This window comes from Microbispora sp. NPDC049125, assembly GCF_040802045.1.
Taxonomy (GTDB): Bacteria; Actinomycetota; Actinomycetes; order Streptosporangiales; family Streptosporangiaceae; genus Microbispora.
Genome location: NZ_JBEZDW010000011.1, coordinates 1 through 19,546, shown reverse-complemented (window position 1 = coordinate 19,546; position 19,546 = coordinate 1). Strand labels below are relative to the sequence as shown.

Here is a 19,546-nt window from a genome sequence, read left to right as displayed (position 1 = left end):
GCCGCGAGTTCACGGGGTCGCCGGGCTCACCCGGCCAGGGCGGACGGCTCGTCGCCGAGGAGCGCGTGTAAGGGCGCGAGCCAACTCGCCTGCGGCGGCCCCATCTCGTCATCGAGCTCCTCGGGAGTCGGCATGCGATCACTCAGCATGGCCGGCGACATGAGGTGTGCCAGCGCCTGCTGGAGCAGCAGGGCCATCGAGTAGCCGGGGTCCGCCGCCAGGGCCCGCTCCAGCGCCATCCCCGCGAGCGCGCACTCGCCCCGGTGCCAGGCCGCCGCGGCGAGCAGGGAGGCGGCGGGGGCGGCGTGACGGGGCTCCAGCCGCCGGGTCAGGTCACGCCATAACATGACGTGCGCGTCGCCGTCGTCGATCAGCGTCCACGCCTCGTCCCGGATGCGGACGACGGCGAGGTCAAGGCCGAGCCGGGCGGCGCCGTCGTCGTCGAGACGGCCCCCCGAGTCGTAAAGAGCGATCGCCGTCCGCACCCGCGCCAGGCCCTCCGCCACGAACGCCCCGGCGCCTCCGTCAGCACTGACCGAGGCGGCCGCGAGCCGCGCACGCAGGGCGCCCGCGACCCGGCCGGCGGCCTCCCGCGTCGCCGCCCCGCCGCACGGCTCGACCGACAGGCGCAGGCTGCGCCGGTCGCGCAGCGCGACCAGCCCGTGCATGACCGCCTCCGCCGCCACGTGGCTGGTCGACGGATCGTACGGCGTGCCCTCGGCGGGGCAGCAACTCCCCGAGGTGCAGGAGTAGGACCAGTAGCGGCCGCCCTCGGCCCGCAGCGCCTCGGTCACCGCGATGCCCGACTCACGGAGCAGCCCGACGGCCTGGTCGACGGCTGGCGTCACGAGCGGCCCCGGGCCGTATCCCACGACGAACGTCGCGGTCACCCCCTCACGGCGCAGCAGCGGGACCAGCCGGTCGAGGTCGCCGGCCCCCGCCGGCAGGTCCCAGCGGCTGCTCAGCCGCAGCTCAGGACCGGCGAAGCCGGTCACGACCAGGCTGTCCGCCGGGTGGAATCCGACCAGGTACGGCACGGCGGCGAGCATGTCCGCCGGCGAGGAGAGCACGAGCTTCGGCGTCGTCATGCCCGCAAGCGTGCCCCGGCGCGAGCCCCTCCCGCGCCCGCACTCCTGGGCCTGTGGAAAACCGCGCTCCTGTGGACGGCCGTGCGTGCCACTCCACCGCGCGCCCGCTTCAGGAGGGCCGGGGCTCGCCCAGCCGTACGCGGACGAGCATGGCGGCGCCGGCCACCGCGCCCGGCATGGCCACGACGCTGACGAGCGGCACGAGGAAGGCCAGGAAGACGGGCACTCCGAAGCCGAGCGACAGCGCCAGGTTCGACCGGAGCAGCCGGAAGCGCTCCCTGCGCGCCACTCCCCGCCGCTCCAGAGGCAGTGCGGTGAGCTCGATCGCCAGGAAGAACCCGGAGACGACCGCCCCCAGCACGGGCACGATCGTCTGGCCCACCACCGGCACGAATCCGAGCACGAACAGCGGGACCGTGAACATCAGCACGTACAGCAGTGTGATGACGCTGTCGCGCACCGACCGCAGGAGCGACCGCCAGAAAGGCCGGTCCTCGCCGTCGGGAAGGCCGCCGAGGTCTTCTTCCACCTTCTCCGACAGCTTCTCGTAGAAGGGGTCGCCGATGGCGAGAGTGACCGCCGTGAATGTCACCACGGCCAGCCCCAGCCCGCCGATGAAAATCATGAATCCCACGAGGGCGCGGAACCCGGCGCGCCAGCCCCAGTCGTCCGCGAACGGCGTGGCCCAGGCGGCGACGTCGGTGGCGTGCGTGCCGAGCCAGACCAGCGCGACCGCGTAAAGGGTCAGCGCGATGAGCGCCGGGACCAGGCCGAACAGCCACCACCGCGGGTTCCTGGCGACCCAGCCGAGACCTTTGAAGAGGTAACCGATCCCCTCGGCGAAACCGCCGACGCCGCGCCGTCCGATGCCACTCATGGCGGGCAGGCTAGCGCCACAGAGTCGTGACGGACACTCCCAATTCGGCGAACAGGCGGCGAAGCAGCGGCAGGGAGATCCCGAGCACGTTGCCGTGGTCGCCGTCGATGCCGTCCACGAACCAGCCGCCGAGACCGTCGAGCGTGAAGGCCCCGGCCACCCGCAGCGGCTCCCCGCTCGCCACGTACGAGCCGATCTCGTCGTCGGCCGGTGTGCCGAACCGCACCACGGTCGCGGCCACCTCCGACACCGTACGGCCCGCCGCCACGTCGGTCACGCAGTGCCCGGTCAGCAGGCGCCCGGTCCTTCCCCGCATCGACCGCCACCGGGCCACGGCGTCCTCCGGAGACGACGGCTTGCCGTACGCAACGCCGTCCAGCTCCAGGACCGAGTCGCACCCGATGACCAGACCGTCCGTGAGCGTCCGGGCGACGGCCGCGGCCTTGAGCTCGGCGAGCGTGAGGCAGAGCCGTTCCGGGGTCTCCGCGCGGACGGCGGACTCGTCGACGCCGCTGACGACCACCTTGGGGTCGAGCCCGGCCGCCCGCAGCACGCCGAGGCGCGCGGGCGAGGCGGAGGCAAGCACTAGCTCAGTCACAACGGAAGCCTAGCCGCTCCTAATATGTGTCCTTCAATGATCGAATTCGTCTACGGAGGACCCCCCTGTGTCGAGGCCGTCGGTCAAGGAGCGCCTGAGGTACTGGTTCGACAACACGATGGCGAAGGGGACGGCCGCGCTGATCGGCTGGCTGGCCCTGGTCTCCTTCACGTTGATCCTCGTCATCAGCGGGCTGACGCTGTGGCTGACGCCGGATGAGGCGTCAGGGCACGAGGGATGGCCCGGCGTGCTCTGGATGACGCTCATGCGCACGCTCAGCCCCGGGAAGATCGCCAGCGACACGGGCAGCGCGCCGTTCCTCGCGCTGATGCTCGCCGCGTCCCTCGGCGGCATCTTCATCGTGAGCACGCTGGTCGGTGTGCTCTCCACGGGACTCCGCGGGAAGATCGAGGAGTTGCGCAAGGGCCGCTCCCGCATCATCGAGAGCGGTCACACGGTCATCCTCGGCTGGTCGGAGCAGGTGTTCACGATCGTCGGCGAGCTCACGAAGGCCCACGCCAGCGAGGGCGGCTCGGTGATCGCGGTCCTCGCCGGCAAGGACAAGCCCGCCATGGAGGACGCCATCCGCGCGCGGGTGGGCGGCACCGGCGGGACCCGGCTGGTCTGCCGCACCGGCCGGCCCACCGAGCCGGCCGACCTCGACCTGATGAGTCTCGACACCGCGCGGTCGATCGTGGTGATCTCCCCGCAGGAGGACGACCCCGACGCCCACGTCATCAAGACGCTGCTCGCCCTGGCCAAGCGCGCGGGCGCGCACCCGCCGGTGGTCGCGGCGATCGCGTCCTCCCGGAACATGGCGGCGGCCCGGCTCGCCGGAGGGCCCGGCGTCCACCTGGTGGACGGCGACGACGTCGCCGCCCGGCTGATCGTTCAGTCGTCGCGCCAGTCAGGGCTGTCGGCGGTCTGCATGGACCTGCTCGACTTCGACGGCGGCGAGATCTACCTGCGCCGCGACCCCGCGCTCGCGGGAGCGTCGTACGGCCGGGCGCTCGACGCGTACGCGACCGCGACCGTGATCGGGCTGCGCACCTCGGCGGGCGTCGCGCTGAACCCGCCGATGGAGACCGTGATCGGCACCTCGGACGAGGTCGTCGTCATCGCCCAGGACGACTCGCTCATCCGCCGGGCCGCCCACGCTCCGGCCGTGGACGACGACCGGGTGGTCACGGCGCGGCACCCGGCGCCCCGTCCCGAACGCACCCTGCTGCTCGGCTGGAACGGCCGGGCCGCCCAGATCATCCGCCACCTCGACGGCTACGTCGCGCCCGGCTCGGCGCTCGACGTCGCCAGCGACCACCCCGACGCCGGGAACGGCCTCGCCGGCCTGCGCAACCTCACCGTGAACGTCAAGGAGTGCGACGCCACCGACAGGTTCGCGCTGGAGTCGCTCGGCGTCGGCGTCTACCAGCACGTGATCGTCCTGTCCGACGACCGGTACGGCACGCACCACGCCGACACCCGCACTCTCATGACCCTGCTCCAGCTCCGCGACATGCAGGCGACCCTCGGAGAGCGATACTCGATCGTCAGCGAGATGCACGACGAGAACAACCGGGCGCTGGCGGAGGTCACGGAGGCGGACGACATCGTGATCAGCGACACGGTCATCGGCCTGCTGCTCGCCCAGCTCGCCGAGAACCCCCACCTCGCGGAGGTCTTCGGCTACCTCTTCGACTCGAAGGGCTCGGAGATCTATCCCCGGCCGGCGGCCGACTACGTCCAGGCCGGCGCTCCGGTCACCTTCTCCACGGTCATCGAGTCGGCGCGGCGCCGGGGCGAGACGGCGATCGGCTACCGCCTGGCGGCCGAGATCGGCCGTCCGCCCCACTTCGGCGTCGTCGTCAACCCCGACAGGTCCCGGACGGTGACGCTCGGCCCGGCGGACTCGGTGATCGTGCTCGCCGAGCGGTGAGCCGCCGACGCCGGCCCCACCGGGGTGACCTCAGGCGATGTCACAGGCGGCCGTCCACCTTTTGATCAGGCGAGGTTACGCCTGACCTCTCTGAGGAACCGGACGAGCCGCTCGCGATCGGCGGCGTCCAGCGTGGTCAGCGCGCGCTCGTTCAGCCGGTCGACCTCCCCGGCGATGACGCTCTCCAGCTCCCTTCCGCGCTCGGTGAGGCGCAGCCGTACGAGCCTCGCGTCGGTGGGGTGGGGCTCGCGGCGCAGCAGGCCGGCCGCCTCCATCCGTGTGGCGGCCCGGGTGACCGTGGGGGTGGCGAGCTCCAGGCGGCGGGCGATCTCCCCCGGCGTCAGCCCGTCCTCCTCCCACAGGCAGCGCAGGATGAACTGCTGCCCGGCGCGTACGCCGTGGCGGTTGTAGGCCACCTCCGCCGCCTGCGCCATGGCTCGCTTGGCGTTCCAGAAGGCAGTGTGGAAGTCCTCCGCCACCTCTCCCCCTCTCCCCTGTGCACGTGTGAGCGCACGGTAGCAGCGGAAGCGCCTTGACGGCTTTTCGTTAGCCGACTAACGTCTTTCGTTGTCCAGCTAATGATATGTCGGGAGGCGCCCGGGATGACCGGCGGCGACCGCGTGAGCTTCGGCCTCAAGACCGTGCCCGCGCACACCACGTACGACGACGTTCTCCGCGTGTGGGAGGAGGCCGACGAGATCCCGCTGATCGAGCACGCCTGGCTGTGGGACCACATGCTTCCCATGTTCGGCGACCCCGGCGGGCCGGTCCTGGAGGGGTGGACCCTGCTCGCCGCGCTCGCCGCGCGAACCGAGCGGCTCAGGCTCGGCCTGATGGTCACCAGCAACCGCACCCGGGCCCCGGCCGTGCTCGCCAAGATCGCCAGCACGGTCGACGTGATCTCCCGGGGGCGGCTCGTCATGGGGATCGGCGTCGGCGGCACCTTCCAGCCCGGCGACACCGTCGCGCCGCGCGAGTACGACGCGTACGGCCTGACGCTGGTGCCGCCGGGTGAGGGCGTCGAGCGGCTGGCGGAGTCGTGCGCGATCATGCGGCGCATGTGGACCGAGGACGTCTTCGACTTCGACGGACGCCACTACCGCCTCAAGGGCACCCGGTGCGAGCCGAAGCCGGTCCAGCGGCCGGGCCCGCCGATCATGATCGGCGGCTGGGGCGACCGGACCCTGCGGGTGGTCGCCGAGCACGCGGACATCTGGAACATCCCCGGGCCGCCGCACAACGACGCCGCCTACATCGCCGAGCGCTCCAAGGTCCTCGACGGCCACTGCGCCGCGATCGGCCGGGACCCCCGCGACATCGTCCGTTCGACGCAGGTCGTCGTGTCGTACGGCGACGCGGCGGCCGCCCGGGCCTCCGTCCTCGCGGTGATGGGCGCGGGGATCACGCACATCGCCCTCAACCTGCGCAGGCCCTTCCCCGTGGGCATCGCCCGCTGGGCGGCCGAGGAGATCGTCGAGCCGGTGCTCGCGCGGACGCGCTGAGCCGCGAGGCGGCTCAGAGGGTCTTGATGGACGACATCACCTTGTTGATGTCGTGCCATCGCTTCTTCTGGCTGTCGGGGATCGAGACGAACACCAGGGCCGGCTTCTTCCCGCGCACGTCGACGAGCGCGATCGCCGCGGAGGAGGTCCGGTCCTTGCCCTTCAGCGTGTAGTGCACGTCGTAGCCGAGCAGCCAGGCGTCCCGCTTGCCGACCTTGAGCGACTGGGACGCCGTCCAGGTGAGCGTCGCTCCCGACGGGTGGTGGTTGAGCGTCCACCGCGCGGCCAGGAAGGCGGTGTCGCGCAGCGTCTCCTGCACCGGGATCGGCACGGGGCAGGAGACCAGGATCCCCCGGTACGCCGAGCCCTTGACCTTGGGCAGCACCTGCCGGGAGGCGAACGGGCTGGCCTTGGTGAGCTTCCACTCCTTGGCGAACCGGGTGAAGGCGACGCCGGACCGCCGGTCCTTGACCAGGCCGCGGGTCCTCGCCACGTGGCCGGGCAGCGTGCGCAGCTTCTTGTCACTCGCGGGCAGGGGCGGCACGCGCGGGTCCGACAGCGCCGCGTCCATCGCCGTGGTGCCCGGAGAGGGGGACGGAGAGGCGGTCGCCGCGGGGGTGGCGCCGGAGGAAGCCGCTGAGACACCGGGGGACGGAGGCGTCGAAGGCTCCGCCGTCGAAAGCGCCGACGCCGCGCCGGCCGGAGCGCCCGTCGCCACGTCGGTCGGCGCTTGCGAGGAGACCACACCGGCCGCGCCGGGCGTGGAGTCGCCCCCTCTGCCCGCCAGCAGGACCGCGGCTCCCCCGCCGACGACTCCCATGACCGCCGCGATGATCGCGATGCGGTACACCACCCGCATGGGCAGATCCCCGAGACCCTTGCCCGAGCTCGGCGGCGGTGCCGCCGCAGGGACCGTGATCTTCGGCAGCGGTGTCGTCTCCGCCTCGGCTGCTATGTACGTAGGAACGGCTTTCGTCCCATAGTCCCCAGGTGACACGATCGGGAGCGTACGGCATATGCGGGTATTTCGGGTGGGTTCACAGTCACACTTCGAAAACGTCCTGCCGCAGCCAGGAGGCGTCCGCGATCACCGTGGCGGAGCCGGGCTCGATCTCGGTGAACCCCGCGTCCCGCACCACCGGCAGGCCGCCACCCTCCAGGGCGGCCCAGGTGCCGGGCGACGCCGTCCGCACGGCCACGGCCAGCCCCCGACCCCTCCACGCGGCCCTGGCGGCCTCGCCGGCGCCCCACCACGCGAGCTGAGCACCGTGGCCGGCCTGCGCCATCGCCTTGCCCGCCGTCATCTCGAGGTGCGGGTTGACCCACAGCACCGGCTCACCCTCCCCCGGCTCCGGCGGCGGAGCCGGGTCGGTCAGCTCCGTACCCGACACCTGGAGCCGCGCGAGGTCGCGGGGCCAGTCGTCGAGCGGGACCGGGGGATGCACCCGCACCTCGGCCGAGCGCACCGTGACCGTGATCCCCGGGAGGGCGAGCACGCGGCGCCATTCGGATCCACGGGCCCGCCTGACCACCTTCCTGATGCGGTCGCCCTGCCACTCGGCGACGGCCTCCGTCCACTCGCCGGAGTCGAGGATCCGCAGCACGGCGGTGGCCGCCGCCTCCAGCGCGTCGGTCCGTTCCGGGGGATCGGCCCGCTCGATGCGGACGACCAGGGGAAGTACGCGTTCGGTCACCCGACAAGGATGGCAGCCGGGCCGGGCTCGGGGACAACCCGCGTGACGATGCGGAACGACAGCACCGCGGCCACCAGGCACAGCAGGCCGGCGCCGTACCAGGCGGCGTCGTAGTTGCCGAGATGGTCCCTCGTGACGCCCGCGGCGGTCGCCGCGATGGCCGCGCCGATCTGGTGGGACGCGAAGACCCAGCCGAAGACCACCGAGCCGTTCGGACCGTAGATCTTGCGGCACAGCGCGACGGTCGGCGGCACCGTGGCGACCCAGTCGAGGCCGTAGAAGATGATGAAGATCAGCATGCTCGGGTGGGCCGTGGCGGCGAAGAGCTGGGGCAGGACGAGCAGCGACAGGCCACGCAGCGCGTAGTAGGCGGTGAGGAGGATCCGCGAGTCCACCTTGTCGCTCAGCCATCCGGACGCGATCGTGCCGGCGATGTCGAAGATCCCGATGACGGCGAGCAGCGAGGCCGCCACCGTCTCCGGCATCCCGTGATCGTGGGCGGCGGGGATGAAATGGGTGCCGACGAGGCCGTTCGTGCTCGCGCCGCAGATGGCGAAGCCCACCACGAGATACCAGAACGACTTCGTCCGCGCCGCGCCCCGGAGGGCGCCGAGCGCCCGGGCCGCCGCTCCCCCGCCAGGGGTGCGGACCACCGGACCTGTCGCGCCCAGCGCCGTGATGCCGAGCTCCTCGGGGGTGTCCCGCAGCAGGAACCACACGAGGGGGACGACGGCCAGGGCGGCCGCGGAGACCGTCAGCGCGGCCGCCCGCCAGCCCTGCATCTCGGCCAGGTGGGCGAGCACCGGCAGGAAGACGAGCTGACCGGTCGCGCCGCCCGCGGTGAGCACTCCGGTGACCAGGCCACGGTGCCTGACGAACCAGCGGTCGGTCAGCGTGGCGGCGAAGACGAGGGCCATCGAGCCGGTGCCGAGCCCGACCAGCACGCCCCACAGCGCGACGAGCTGCCAGCTCGCGGTCATGAGGATCGTCAGCCCGCTGCCCGCGGCCACGAGCAGCAGAGCGAGCGACACGACCCTGCGCATGCCGAAGCGCTCCATCAGCGCGGCCGCGAACGGTGCGCACAGGCCGTACAGCATCAGGTTCACCGAGACGGCGAGCGAGATCGTGCCCCTGCTCCAGCCGAACTCGTCCTGGAGCGGCGTGATCAGCACACCGGGTGTGGCGCGGAACCCGGCGGCTCCGATGATGGCGACGAAAGCGACGGCGGCCACGATCCAGGCCCGGTGCAGCGATTTCATCCCGCAATGGTGTCGGCGGGCGACTCCCCCCGAAAGTGGCCGGACGGTCAATATGTGAAAGAATCCGGCCATGCATCGCGTCGCCGTACTCGTTCTGGAGGACTTCGCCACGCTCGACGTCGGCGTCCCCGGTCAGGTGTTCTGGGCCACGGGGGACGACGAGCCGCTCTACGAGGTGGTGACCTGCACGCCCGGCGGGCGTCCCGTGGGGAGCCGGGCCGGCTACCGGATCATGCCCGATCACGACCTCGGCGTGCTGGCCACGGCCGACACGGTGGTCGTGCCGGGCATCCACAGCGGGTCCCCCATGGAGGACGGCACGATCGCCGCGCCGATCCGGGACGCGCTGCGCGAGGCGGCCACGCGGAGCCGGATCATCTCCATCTGCACCGGCGCCTTCGTCCTCGGCGCCGCCGGGCTGCTCGACGGCCGCCCGGCCACGACCCACTGGCGCAACGCCGAGTTGCTCCGCTCGCTGTACCCCCGGGTGCGGGTCGATCCCGACGTGCTGTTCATCGACGACGGCGACCTGCTGACCTCGGCCGGCGTGGCGGCCGGGATCGACCTGTGCCTGCACGTCATCCGGCGCGACCACGGCAGCGAGGTGGCCAACAGGACGGCCAGGCGCTGCGTCACGCCGCCGTTCCGTGAGGGCGGGCAGGCTCAGTTCATCGAGCGCCCGCTGCCCGACCTGGCCGAGGCCACCACCGGGCCCACCCGGGCGTGGATGCTGGAACGACTGCGCGAGCCCCTGGACCTGGCCGCTCTGGCCGCGCACGCCCGGATGAGCGTGCGCACCTTCACCCGCAGGTTCCGGGAGGAGACCGGGCTCAGCCCCGCCCGGTGGCTGACCCGCCAGCGGGTCGAGCACGCCCGCCACCTGCTGGAGACCACCGATCTGCCGGTCGACGCGATCGCCCGCGCGGCAGGGTTCGGCACGGCCGTGTCGCTCAGGCAGCACCTCCACACCACCGTGGGCGTCTCGCCGCTCGCCTACCGGCAGTCGTTCCGCACCCCGCCGAGCCCGGGTGCTCTCCGCCGGTCCGCGGCCCTCCGCTAGCGACCGCTCCCGGCTCTGCCGTCGCCACCCGGCGTTCCGGCCGCCTACGGACCGCTCCTCGTTTTCCGCTCACGCCCCGGCGTTCCGGCCACGGCCCTGTGGGCAGCCGCGTACAGGCATAGCGGCGTCCAGGCACAGCGGCGTCCAGGCACAGCGGCGTCCAGGCACAGCGGCGTCCAGGCACAGCGGCGTCCAGGCACAGCCGCGTGCGGGCGCAAGAGAGGAGCACGTCTGTGAGCGTCCACGAATTCTCCGTCGACATCCCCCAGCGAGCCCTCGACGACCTGCGCGCCAGAGTGGAGAACGCGCGGTGGCCCTCGCAGCTCCCCGGCGCGGGATGGGAGCGCGGCGTGCCGGCCGGCTACCTGCGACGGCTGGCCGACCACTGGGCGCACTCCTACGACTGGAGGGCCTGGGAGGCACGGCTGAACCGGTTTCCCCAGTTCATCACCGATATCGACGGGCAGCGCGTCCACTTCCTGCATGTGCGGTCCCCCGAGCCCGGCGCCGTGCCCCTGATCCTCACCCACGGCTGGCCCAGCTCGGTCGCCGAGTTCCTCCACGTCCTCGGCCCGCTCAGCGACCCGCGCGCCCACGGAGGAGACCCGGCCGACGCGTTCCACGTCGTGGCGCCATCGGTGCCCGGGCACGGATTCTCGACGCCGCTCAGCGAGCCGGGGTGGAACCATGCCAGGATCGCCGGGGCCTGGGCCGAGCTGATGCGCCGGCTGGGATACCGCCGCTACGGCGCCCAGGGCGGCGACACAGGCTCGATCGTCTCGCCCGAGCTGGGCCGGCTGGCGCCGGAGAACGTGATCGGCGTGCACATCAACGGCGGGCTGGCCTTCCCCTCGGGCGACGCGTCGGACTTCGAGGGGCTCACCGAGGCCGAGCTCGCGCGGCTCGCCGCCGCCGAGCGGCTCCGGCGGGACGGCACCGGTTACGCCGACATCCAGAGCACCCGCCCCCAGACGCTGGCGTACGCGCTGAACGACTCACCGATCGGGCAGCTCGCGTGGATCGCGGAGAAGTTCCGCGAGTGGACCGACCCGGGCAGGGAACTGCCCGAGGACGCGGTCGACCGTGACCTGCTGCTCACCAACGTGACGCTGTACTGGCTGACCGGCACCGGCGCCTCCTCGGCGCACCTGTACTACGAGACGCGCGTCGCGCCCGCGGCGCCGGGCAGACGTTCCGGCGTGCCGACGGGGGTTGCGGTCTTCCCCCACGACCCCGCCATCCGCCGGCTGCTGGAGCGCGAGCACGCCATCGTGCACTGGTCGGAGTTCGACCGGGGCGGCCATTTCGCCGCGGCGGAGGCGCCGGACCTGTTCGTGGACGACGTCCGGGCGTTCTTCCGTCCCCTGCGCTGAGGCCGCGCCCCGCCATGAGGGGGCGGGCGGCTCAGGGGGTGTCCTGGTCTCCGCGGGGCCGCAGCCCCTCGATGACGAAGGCGATCATGCGGTCGGCGCCCTCCGGCGACCGCTCCGTCGCCACCGAGATCCCGTGGACCAGGTGCAGCAGATCCCCCGCCTCCAGGTCCTTCCGCACGGCCCCCGACGCTTTGGCCCGGGTGAGCAGCGCGTCGGCCGCGGCGCGGATCGTGTTCCGGCAGGTGGCGAACAGCTCCGACTCCCGGCCGAGCGTCGCCATGAGCGCCGTGTTGAGCCCGCGCTTGGTCACGGCGTGCGTCATCATCAGGCGCATCCAGCGGACCAGCGCGTCCGCGGGGTCGGTCCGCTCCGCCAGCTCGTACGCCTCCTCCGCGAGCGCCTCGATCTGCTCCCGGTAGACCGCTTCCTGCAGGGCGTGCCGGGTGGGGAAGTGCCGGTAGAGGGTTCCGATCCCGACTTCCGCCCGGCGGGCGACGTCCTCGAGCGGCGCCTCCGGCCCCTGCTCCTCGAACAGGGCCCGCGCCTCCACCAGCAACCGCTCGTAGTTCCGGCGCGCGTCGGCACGCATGGGCCTGCTCATCGTTGACACCCTTGCAAAGCGGAGGACACCTCCGTATATTCGCGGTTAATCGGAGGCTCCCTCCACTTCATCTCTCGGAGGCTCGTTTGTCGACGCTCACGGTATCCCCTCGTACGGCGGCACACACTCGCGTCGCCCTCGCTGTGGTCCTGACGTGCCAGATCATGATCGCCCTCGACTCGACGATCGTGACGATCGCCCTGCCGAGGATCCAGCAGGACATCGGCTTCTCCGCCACCGGCCTTTCGTGGGTGATGAACGCCTACCTGCTGACGTTCGGCGGCCTTCTCCTCCTCGGCGGGCGGGCCGGCGACATCCTCGGGCGTCGCAGAGTGTTCGTCGCGGGGGTCCTCGTGTTCACGGCCGGCTCGTTCTACGGCGGGCTGGCGACGGCCGGGTGGGGGCTGCTGGCGGCCCGGGCCGTCCAGGGCGTGGGGGCCGCGGTCGCCGGGCCGAGCATCCTCGCCCTCATCGCGACCACCTTCACCGAGGGGGCGGCGCGCAACCGGGCGATCGCCCTCTACTCGGCCGTCACCGGCGCCGGCGGCTCGATCGGCCTCATCGCCGGCGGGCTGCTCACGAACTCGGTCTCCTGGCGGTGGGTGTTCTTCGTCAACGTGCCGATCGGGCTGCTGGTCGCGGCCGTCGCGCCGCGGTTCGTCACCGAGCCGGACCGCCACCCCGGCCGGTTCGACCTCGCCGGCGCCGCGACCGTGACCGGGGGCATGGTCTGCCTGGTGTACGCGCTGGTCACGGCGGGCGACTCGGGCTGGCGGCAGGCGGCGCCCGCATTGGCGGCGGCCGCCGTGCTGCTGGCGGCCTTCGTCGCGATCGAGACGCGGGCACGGCAACCGATCATGCCGCTCCGGCTGCTGGCGCGCCGCCCTCGCGCCGCCGCCTACCTGGGCGAGTTGCTGCTGTCGGCCGGAATGTTCGGGTTCTTCTTCCTCATGACGCAGTACGTCCAGGTCGTGCTGCGGCTGGACCCGCTGGCGGCCGGATTCGCGTTCCTGCCGATGGCCCTGACCCAGTTCTCCGTCGTACGCGTCGTGCCCCGGCTCCTGCCCCGCCTCGGGACAAGGAAGATCGTCGTCACGGGCATCCTGGTGATCCTCGCCGGGATGCTCTGGCTCACCCGGGTCTCGCCGGACACCGGATATCTCGGGGGCGTGCTCGGGCCGATGCTCCTGCTCGGCCTCGGCGCCGGGCTCAGCATCATGCCGCTGAACATGACCATCCTGTCGGGCGTGGACCCCCAGGACTCGGGAGCCGCGTCTGGACTGGCCCAGACCATGGTGTGGGCGGGCGGCGCGCTCGGCTCGGCCGTGCTGGTGAGCGTCTTCGGCACCGCCATGCACCACGGAACGCTCGTGGACGGGATGGCCGCCTCGTTCGCCGGCGCCGCAGTCTTCGCCGCTATGGCGCTCGCGGCGGTCCTCACCATCCGATCATGACCCACCGGCCGGGTCACCGCCTCCGGCGGCCGGACCGGCCGCCTGGGGCGGCGACAGTCGCGGGCGGCCGGACCATGGCCGGGCCGCCTGGGGCAGTGACGGTTATGGGCGGCCGTGACGGCGGCCGTGACGGCGGCCGGGCCGCCGGGCGGCTCAGCGACGGTTACGGGCGGCCGGACCACGCCACATGTACGGGTTCCCCGACTTGCGGCCAGGCTCCCTGAGCGCCTGCGCCTTGCCGGCCTGGGCGCTGCGCTTCTTGCGCATCACCAGCCAGCCGATGCCGAGGATGACCATGCCGATCGGCGTCCGGGCGAGCCACCGTGTGACGAAGAGCTGCAGGATCCGTTTCATGGTCCCCGCCACTACCCTCACAGGGCCGTTTCATGTGCCCCGCGCATCCGGCCACCCGCCTGCCTGCGAGCCCGGAATGGCCGCGCCCCGGAGCCCTCAGGTGGGGAGCGTCGCGGCGAAGCCGTGGCAGAGGGCGGCCAGGCCCGTCTCGAACCATTCGTCGTAGTAGGCAGGGCTCGCCGACTGGGCGGCGTCACCACCCGGCGGCGTGCCCACCTGGGCAAGGGCGTGTCCCAGGACGAAGACGGCCACCGACTGGAAGCCGAGCTGGACCCGCTCAAGGGTCACGGCGCCGCCGAGCTCGACCGCCGCCAGGATGCGGCCCAGGAGGTGCTCGGCGACTTCGGGGCTGACGGGATGCGTGGCGAGCAGCGGGACCGCCGCCGGATGGAGGAGCAGCACCTCACGGTACCGGCGGCCGAAGCCGGCCAGCGCGTCCGTCCAGGCGGTGCCGCCGGGGATCTCCATCGCGGCTCCCGCCGTGAGGTGATCCACCACGGCGGCGAGCATGGCGCTCTTGTTGGGCACGTGCCGGTAGAGGGCCATGGCCTCGACGCCCAGCCGTTCACCGACCCGCCGCATGGACAGATTCTCCAGGCCGTCGGCGTCGATCACCGCCAGGGCCGCCATGGTGATCTTCTCCTTGCTCACGATGGCGGGGCGCCCGCCCCGGGACCGTCCCGCTGCGCTCATCCGCCCAGCGTAGTGACGGCCACAGCCACCAGCATGACCACGGTCATCACGCCCACCACCATGTGCTGCACATCGATGACCACGGCCCTGCCCTCGGTCGGGAGGACCTTCCACGTGCGCGCGTACTCGCGGCGGTAGGTCTCTCGCTGGGCCGCGAAGCTGACTCCGAAGTAGGGCAGCCACCAGTTGACGAGGTGCCCGGCCATCGTCAGGCAGGCGAGGACGAGGGCCACGACGCCGGCGTCCAGGGCGGCCGCCACGGAGATCGCGAGGATCACCGGATAGTTCGCCGCGCCCGCTCCCACCCGCTCCCGGACCGATTGGACCTCCAGGTCGTTGAAGGGGAACAGCGGCACCCAGTCGATGACGAGGAGGTAGGCGACGAGGACCAGTGGCGTGACGAGGGCGAGGGTGTGCATCAGGGCCTCCCGGAGAAGTTTGATTACGTCGTAAGCTTACGTCGTAATCAAACTCATGGCCACCCTTTCGCGAGCCGGATTCCTGCTTCTCCAGGCGCGATCGCCATCTCCAGGAGCGGTCGTCCGGCGGAGGCCGCTACCGGCTCACTGGCCGCAGGGCGGCGGTGATTGAGGATTCGGCGCGTTCCGTCGCGGCGATGGCGCCGAAGGCGACCAGCCGCACCAGTTCGGCGTCCGTCCCGGAGGCTCCCCGCCAGGTCGACACGTCGGTGTCGGTGACGCGGTACGGCGCCAGCGCGGTGAGCAGGGCGAGCCGGGCCGCCGGCCGGTCCCCCGCAGGCAGGCCGGCGATCGGCTCGCTGAGTTGCCCCCCGCCCATCGGCGGGTGCTCGCCGTCCCAGGCCGCCACCGCGTCCAGCACGGCGGCGCGCGCCCGCTCGCTGAGCAGCTCGCCGCCGGCGGTGGCCGCCGCCCGCAGGACGGCGAACGCCGTACCGATCGGAGCGCCGGCCGCCCAGGCGGGGACCGGCCCGGCGGGCAGATCCGCGAGCAGCGGCAGGCTCGCACCCTCGGGCAGCCGCCTGCGCGCGACGCGGGACATCGCCCTGCCGCCCAGGCTGCGTACCAGGCGCGACTTCTGGAGGTTGGCCGGGAGCAGGTTGTCGGTCAGCAGGGCCGAGGCGATCCGGTTGATGAAGTGGAAGACCAGTGCGGTGCCGACGTACTCCGGGGCCAGGGCGGCGGGGACGGGCGGCGCCCCCACCGCGGGCCCGCGGGTGGCCATGGCCCAGCTGAGCAGCGCGGCGTGCTCCGGGTCGTCGGGCACCCGCCCGGACACGATGCTCTCCGCGAGCCGGTGGTCGCCGGTGGCGTGCAGCAGGGTCGTGTGCGCGTCGACGCAGAACGGGCATCCGTTGGCGAGCGAGACGGCGAGCGCGACGATCTCCTTGCCGGTTCTGGGGGCCTGCCCGGCCAGCAGCGATTCGCGCGTCGCGGCCCATGTCCCGGCGAGCACGTCCTCGGCGGGTGACAGCGTCATGAACACCGGCATGCGAGCCATGCCGAAGTCACTGGCGAGCTGCGCGTAGACCTGGGCGATCCGCCCGGTCGCCGCCTCGTGGGCCACCGGTGTCACGTAGCGGAAGGGTCCGGCCATCTGTCGATCTCCGATCGGGTCGAGCGGGTGGGATGCCTGGGGGTCGCCTCGATCGTCGCCTTGGTGACGGGCCGGAGTCGTCGCGCCGGAGAGGACTTCTCGCGCTACGCCCGGGAGCGCACGCGCGGCGGACATACCACGCCGGGAGTAGGCCAAGGTCCGACGACATGGGGATGATCGGAAGCCCGGACCGCTCTACTGTGCTGGAATGAGGTCGCTACCCGGAAGACGCTCGCTCGCCCTGGACGTGGTGCTCGCGGCGTTGGTCGCCGTCCTGCTGGCGGCCGGCGCGCTGTCGGCCCCTGGCGCCGGCCCCCTCGACTACCTGGCCATCGTGGCCGGCTCGATGGCGCTTGTGGCCTGGCGCAGGGCTCCGGCGACGGCCCTGGTCGTCACCGCGGCCTGCATGCTGTTCTACGCGGTCCGTACGGATCCCGGGCCGCCGGCCGCCTTCCCCGTGCTGATCATGGTCTTCGTCGCCGTCAGGGTGGGCCACCGGCTGCTCCCGGCGGCGGCGAGCGCCGCGTTCCTGGGCGGCACCTTCGCCGCCAGCGTGGCCGCGGCCACCGGGCAGTCCACCCAGGAACTGAGCCAGCGCACGACTCTGCTTCTCGGCTGGTTCCTCGCGGCCGGGGTCGCGGGCACGGTCAGCAGGCACCGGCAGGCCTACGTCGAGCAGGCCGAGCAGCGGGCCGCCGAAGCGGAGCGCACGCGCGAGGAGGCCGCGCTCCGGCGGGCCGGCGAGGAACGTCTCCGCATCGCCAGGGAGCTGCACGACTCGCTGACCCACACCATCTCGATCATCAAGGTGCAGGCCGGGGTAGCCGTACACCTCGCACGCAAGCGCGGAGAAGAGGTGCCGAGCGCGTTGCTGGCCATCCAGGAGGCCAGCGGTGAGGCGATGCGCGAGCTGCGCGCCACACTGGAAGTGCTACGCGACTCGGAAGGCGAACCGCCGGGCAGTGGATTGGACCGGCTCGACGACCTCGTGGACCGGGCTCGCGCGGCCGGCCTGCCGGCCACCGTCGAGATCAGCGGGGAGCGCCGAGAGCTGCCCCCCGCCGTCGATCGCGCCGGTTACCGCATCGTCCAGGAGGCGCTCACGAACGTCGCCCGTCATGCGGGGAATGCGCCGGCGCGGGTTCGCATCAGCTACGGCCCGGCAGAGCTTGTCGTCCAGATCGACGACGACGGCGGGCGGCAGCCGTACGTCGAGCCGGAGAGCCAGGTGGAGAGCCCGGCACAGTGCGCCGCGGAGGGCCGGGCGCAGGGCGCGGCGAAGGACGCGGCGGAGGGCCGACCGGCGAGTACGGCAGGGGGCCAGCCGACGGGCGCGGCATACGGCGAGGCGGCCGCCAACGGCGGTCCGGCCTCGCGGCACGACGGAGATGCGAGGCCGGGGGTGGGTCTCACCGGCATGCGGGAGCGGGTCACCGCCCTCGGCGGCCGGCTGCGCGCCGGGGCACGTCCGGGAGGGGGTTTCACCGTCCGCGCCGAACTCCCCCTGAAGGCCGACCAGTCATTGAAAACTGACCAGGCACTCGAAGCCGGCCAGACGCTGAGTACCGGCCAGACGCTGAGTACCGGCCAGATGTTGGGTGCCGGGCAGATGTTGGGTGCCGGGCAAGCTCTGGGAGCCAGGCTTCCCCGCGTAACCGAGACCGGCAGAGGAGCCCAGCCTGGCGGGGAAGCCAAGGCGACCAGGGAAGCCGAGGCCACTGGGGAACCCGAACGTCTCCTGAGCACCGAGTCCCCCGTGGCGACCGACGTCACCCTGCGAGTCGGCGGCCCCGCGGAGAACAACCTTTCCCTCCGGGACGTCTCGTGATCCGTGTGCTCCTCGTCGACGACCAGGCCCTCATACGGGCCGGTTTCCGCGCCCTGCTGGAGGCCGAGGACGACATCGAGGTGGTGGGCGAGGCCGCGGACGGCAGGCAGGGGGTGGCGCTGGCCCGCGAGCACAAACCGGACGTGGCCCTCATCGACGTGCAGATGCCGGTGATGGACGGCATCGAGGCGACGCGGCAGATCGCCGCCGACGAGCGCCTGTCCGACGTCCATGTTGTGATCCTGACCAACTTCGGCCTGGACGAGTACGTCTTCGACGCACTCCGCGCGGGCGCCACCGGATTCCTGGTCAAGGACACCGAGCCGACCGACCTGCTCCACGGGATCCGCGTCGCGGCACGAGGAGACGCGCTGCTCGCGCCGGCCATCACACGCCGCCTGATCGGTGAGTTCGTCGCACGGCGTCCCCACGCCGCCCCTGCCGGGCTGAACGGGCTCACCAACCGCGAGCGTGAGGTGACCGCGCTGGTCGCCCAAGGCATGTCGAACGACGAGATAGCCGCTCACATGGTGATCAGCCCTGCCACCGCCAAGACCCATGTCAGCCGGGCCATGACCAAGCTCCACGCTCGTGACCGTGCTCAGCTCGTGGTCTTCGCCTACCAGTCCGGCTTGGTCGTTCCGCACGCCCCATGAAGTTCATCCGCTCCTTCATAGGTCGTCGACCGAGTATCGCTTTCAGACGCGCTTGGATGCGGCTTGCATCGATTGTGTGTTCGATATAGTGTTGGGGTAGCCGTTACAGGTGAGCTTAGTTGGCGGGCCGTTGTGGGCCATGCGCCGTGTGATGAGTAGCTGAGTCTGCGTGAGAGGGTCCCGGTCCGGGCGATCGGGAGGCAGTCTGTCGCTTTCGTTGCCGGTCAGGGGGTGCCCGCCGTGTCAGCTCCGTGTCCAAATTCGCCGTCGTCTTCGTCCGCATCTTCGCCGTCGTCTTCGTCGGCTCGGCTGCCGGGGTCGCCGTCTGTTCAGTCGCCTGGCTGGGCACCTGGTGGCCGTCCCGCCGTGGCGCGTCCTTTCGCCCTTGTTGGTATGGCGGTGGCCGCCGATCGGTGCTCCGGTTCCTCTGCTGGCGCAGCCGAGGCTGAGCCGGTGCCCCTGCCCGGGTTCGATGCTTATAGCGGTGCAGCCGTGGCCGGCTCCCCGGTCGACCGGGTGCCCCCGCCTGTGGCAGGACCTGCACCCGAACCGATAGCGGCCTTCGTGACCGAGCCGGTGGCCGGGCCGATGGTGCCGCCTGGGACCGAGCCAGTGGTGGGGCCAGTGGTGGGGCCAACGGTGGGGCCTGCGGATGAACCGGTGGCCGATTCCGAGGCCGGGTTGGTGGCCGGCTGTGGGGCTGAGCGCGTGGCTGAGCCGGTGGCTGGGTGGGTGGCTTGTCGTGGTGGGGGTGGGTGGTCTCGGCCGGGGGTGCCGATTCCTGAGGGGCTGGCCGCGTTGCCGCCGGGGGCGGAGCTGGCGCAGGTGCTGGCGGGCATCAACGTGGCGACCGTGTCGGGGTATGACACGGTGGAGGTGTTGAAGGCGGCCTACCGGCAGTCCTGTCATGATCGGGCGTGGTTCTTGCAGGTGATGCTGGAGGTGGGGCTGCGCGAGCAGTTCTCCGCCGGCACGGTGCGCAGGCTGGCGGTGCCGGAGGA

20 protein-coding genes are annotated in these 19,546 nt (G+C 72.3%); 8 read left to right on the top strand and 12 right to left on the bottom strand.

Annotated features, from left to right (window positions below; translation table 11 throughout):
• Positions 1-26: 26 nt before the first annotated feature.
• The 3 genes from AB0B72_RS15235 to AB0B72_RS15225 form a co-directional block, all read right to left on the bottom strand.
• The gene (locus AB0B72_RS15235) at positions 27-1,088 is read right to left on the bottom strand and encodes a DUF4192 domain-containing protein (protein WP_367739349.1); all 1,062 of its coding nucleotides are present in this window, start codon (positions 1,086-1,088) and stop codon (positions 27-29) included.
• Positions 1,089-1,197: 109 nt separating this feature from the next.
• Complete coding sequence (locus AB0B72_RS15230; RefSeq protein ID WP_367739348.1) at positions 1,198-1,965, bottom strand: EI24 domain-containing protein; 768 nt, start codon at positions 1,963-1,965, stop codon at positions 1,198-1,200.
• 10 nt (positions 1,966-1,975) lie between these two features.
• Positions 1,976-2,563: a nucleoside triphosphate pyrophosphatase gene (locus AB0B72_RS15225; protein ID WP_367739347.1), complete on the bottom strand. Its 588-nt coding sequence runs from the start codon at positions 2,561-2,563 to the stop codon at positions 1,976-1,978.
• A 67-nt stretch (positions 2,564-2,630) separates the two neighbouring features.
• Here AB0B72_RS15225 and AB0B72_RS15220 point away from each other — a divergent pair, with 67 nt between their 5' ends.
• A complete protein-coding gene (locus AB0B72_RS15220) occupies positions 2,631-4,496 on the top strand; it encodes a potassium transporter TrkA (RefSeq protein ID WP_367739346.1) in 1,866 nt (621 codons plus the stop codon).
• A 65-nt stretch (positions 4,497-4,561) separates the two neighbouring features.
• Here the strand turns inward: AB0B72_RS15220 and AB0B72_RS15215 are convergent, their stop codons facing one another.
• Positions 4,562-4,975: a MarR family winged helix-turn-helix transcriptional regulator gene (locus tag AB0B72_RS15215; RefSeq protein ID WP_367739345.1), complete on the bottom strand. Its 414-nt coding sequence runs from the start codon at positions 4,973-4,975 to the stop codon at positions 4,562-4,564.
• 123 nt (positions 4,976-5,098) lie between these two features.
• Between AB0B72_RS15215 and AB0B72_RS15210 the strand changes: the two genes are divergently transcribed.
• Positions 5,099-5,998 (top strand): LLM class flavin-dependent oxidoreductase, encoded by a 900-nt coding sequence (locus tag AB0B72_RS15210; RefSeq protein ID WP_367739344.1) that lies wholly within the window; start codon positions 5,099-5,101, stop codon positions 5,996-5,998.
• Between the two features lie 13 nt (positions 5,999-6,011).
• Here AB0B72_RS15210 and AB0B72_RS15205 read toward each other — a convergent pair whose 3' ends face one another.
• The 3 genes from AB0B72_RS15205 to AB0B72_RS15195 form a co-directional block, all read right to left on the bottom strand.
• Positions 6,012-6,857, bottom strand: a complete 846-nt coding sequence (locus tag AB0B72_RS15205; RefSeq protein ID WP_367739343.1) for a hypothetical protein — start codon at positions 6,855-6,857, stop codon at positions 6,012-6,014.
• A 184-nt stretch (positions 6,858-7,041) separates the two neighbouring features.
• On the bottom strand, positions 7,042-7,692 hold the full coding sequence (locus AB0B72_RS15200) for a peptidyl-tRNA hydrolase (protein WP_367739342.1): 651 nt from the start codon (positions 7,690-7,692) through the stop codon (positions 7,042-7,044).
• The gene (locus tag AB0B72_RS15195; protein WP_367739341.1) at positions 7,689-8,951 is read right to left on the bottom strand and encodes an MFS transporter; all 1,263 of its coding nucleotides are present in this window, start codon (positions 8,949-8,951) and stop codon (positions 7,689-7,691) included. Before AB0B72_RS15195 ends, AB0B72_RS15200 begins: the two co-directional genes overlap by 4 nt.
• A gap of 70 nt (positions 8,952-9,021) precedes the next feature.
• Between AB0B72_RS15195 and AB0B72_RS15190 the strand changes: the two genes are divergently transcribed.
• Complete coding sequence (locus AB0B72_RS15190) at positions 9,022-10,011, top strand: GlxA family transcriptional regulator (RefSeq protein ID WP_367739340.1); 990 nt, start codon at positions 9,022-9,024, stop codon at positions 10,009-10,011.
• 233 nt (positions 10,012-10,244) lie between these two features.
• The gene (locus tag AB0B72_RS15185) at positions 10,245-11,384 is read left to right on the top strand and encodes an epoxide hydrolase family protein (RefSeq protein ID WP_367739339.1); all 1,140 of its coding nucleotides are present in this window, start codon (positions 10,245-10,247) and stop codon (positions 11,382-11,384) included.
• Between the two features lie 31 nt (positions 11,385-11,415).
• On the opposite strand, the gene AB0B72_RS15180 is transcribed toward AB0B72_RS15185, so the two are convergent.
• On the bottom strand, positions 11,416-11,985 hold the full coding sequence (locus tag AB0B72_RS15180; protein WP_367739338.1) for a TetR/AcrR family transcriptional regulator: 570 nt from the start codon (positions 11,983-11,985) through the stop codon (positions 11,416-11,418).
• 2 nt (positions 11,986-11,987) lie between these two features.
• Here AB0B72_RS15180 and AB0B72_RS15175 point away from each other — a divergent pair, with 2 nt between their 5' ends.
• Positions 11,988-13,439: an MFS transporter gene (locus tag AB0B72_RS15175; protein WP_367739337.1), complete on the top strand. Its 1,452-nt coding sequence runs from the start codon at positions 11,988-11,990 to the stop codon at positions 13,437-13,439.
• A gap of 153 nt (positions 13,440-13,592) precedes the next feature.
• Here AB0B72_RS15175 and AB0B72_RS15170 read toward each other — a convergent pair whose 3' ends face one another.
• The 4 genes from AB0B72_RS15170 to AB0B72_RS15155 all read right to left on the bottom strand — a co-directional run bounded on the left by AB0B72_RS15170 (position 13,593) and on the right by AB0B72_RS15155 (position 16,061).
• Positions 13,593-13,793, bottom strand: coding sequence for a DUF6203 family protein (locus tag AB0B72_RS15170; RefSeq protein ID WP_367739336.1), 201 nt, complete (start codon positions 13,791-13,793; stop codon positions 13,593-13,595).
• A gap of 96 nt (positions 13,794-13,889) precedes the next feature.
• Positions 13,890-14,486 (bottom strand): TetR/AcrR family transcriptional regulator, encoded by a 597-nt coding sequence (locus AB0B72_RS15165; protein ID WP_367739335.1) that lies wholly within the window; start codon positions 14,484-14,486, stop codon positions 13,890-13,892.
• On the bottom strand, positions 14,483-14,905 hold the full coding sequence (locus AB0B72_RS15160) for a hypothetical protein (RefSeq protein ID WP_367739334.1): 423 nt from the start codon (positions 14,903-14,905) through the stop codon (positions 14,483-14,485). Before AB0B72_RS15160 ends, AB0B72_RS15165 begins: the two co-directional genes overlap by 4 nt.
• 136 nt (positions 14,906-15,041) lie before the next feature.
• Positions 15,042-16,061, bottom strand: coding sequence for a carboxymuconolactone decarboxylase family protein (locus AB0B72_RS15155; protein ID WP_367739333.1), 1,020 nt, complete (start codon positions 16,059-16,061; stop codon positions 15,042-15,044).
• A gap of 208 nt (positions 16,062-16,269) precedes the next feature.
• On the opposite strand from AB0B72_RS15155, the gene AB0B72_RS15150 reads away from it, so the two are divergent.
• The 3 genes from AB0B72_RS15150 to AB0B72_RS15140 all read left to right on the top strand — a co-directional run.
• The gene (locus AB0B72_RS15150; protein ID WP_367739332.1) at positions 16,270-17,889 is read left to right on the top strand and encodes a sensor histidine kinase; all 1,620 of its coding nucleotides are present in this window, start codon (positions 16,270-16,272) and stop codon (positions 17,887-17,889) included.
• The gene (locus AB0B72_RS15145; RefSeq protein WP_367739331.1) at positions 17,886-18,545 is read left to right on the top strand and encodes a response regulator; all 660 of its coding nucleotides are present in this window, start codon (positions 17,886-17,888) and stop codon (positions 18,543-18,545) included. Before AB0B72_RS15150 ends, AB0B72_RS15145 begins: the two co-directional genes overlap by 4 nt.
• A gap of 771 nt (positions 18,546-19,316) precedes the next feature.
• A partial coding sequence (locus AB0B72_RS15140; protein ID WP_367739330.1) for a hypothetical protein occupies positions 19,317-19,546 on the top strand: 230 nt, incomplete at its 3' end.

Coding starts and splice junctions, on each gene's coding strand:
- AB0B72_RS15210 (WP_367739344.1), top strand. CDS start 5,099: ATGACCGGCGGCGACCGCGTGAGCTTCGGCCTCAAGACCGTGCCCGCG.
- AB0B72_RS15150 (WP_367739332.1), top strand. CDS start 16,270: ATGAGGTCGCTACCCGGAAGACGCTCGCTCGCCCTGGACGTGGTGCTC.
- AB0B72_RS15155 (WP_367739333.1), bottom strand. CDS start 16,061: ATGGCCGGACCCTTCCGCTACGTGACACCGGTGGCCCACGAGGCGGCG.
- AB0B72_RS15170 (WP_367739336.1), bottom strand. CDS start 13,793: ATGAAACGGATCCTGCAGCTCTTCGTCACACGGTGGCTCGCCCGGACG.
- AB0B72_RS15180 (WP_367739338.1), bottom strand. CDS start 11,985: ATGAGCAGGCCCATGCGTGCCGACGCGCGCCGGAACTACGAGCGGTTG.
- AB0B72_RS15235 (WP_367739349.1), bottom strand. CDS start 1,088: ATGACGACGCCGAAGCTCGTGCTCTCCTCGCCGGCGGACATGCTCGCC.
- AB0B72_RS15230 (WP_367739348.1), bottom strand. CDS start 1,965: ATGAGTGGCATCGGACGGCGCGGCGTCGGCGGTTTCGCCGAGGGGATC.
- AB0B72_RS15195 (WP_367739341.1), bottom strand. CDS start 8,951: ATGAAATCGCTGCACCGGGCCTGGATCGTGGCCGCCGTCGCTTTCGTC.
- AB0B72_RS15190 (WP_367739340.1), top strand. CDS start 9,022: ATGCATCGCGTCGCCGTACTCGTTCTGGAGGACTTCGCCACGCTCGAC.
- AB0B72_RS15165 (WP_367739335.1), bottom strand. CDS start 14,486: ATGAGCGCAGCGGGACGGTCCCGGGGCGGGCGCCCCGCCATCGTGAGC.
- AB0B72_RS15160 (WP_367739334.1), bottom strand. CDS start 14,905: ATGCACACCCTCGCCCTCGTCACGCCACTGGTCCTCGTCGCCTACCTC.
- AB0B72_RS15205 (WP_367739343.1), bottom strand. CDS start 6,857: ATGCGGGTGGTGTACCGCATCGCGATCATCGCGGCGGTCATGGGAGTC.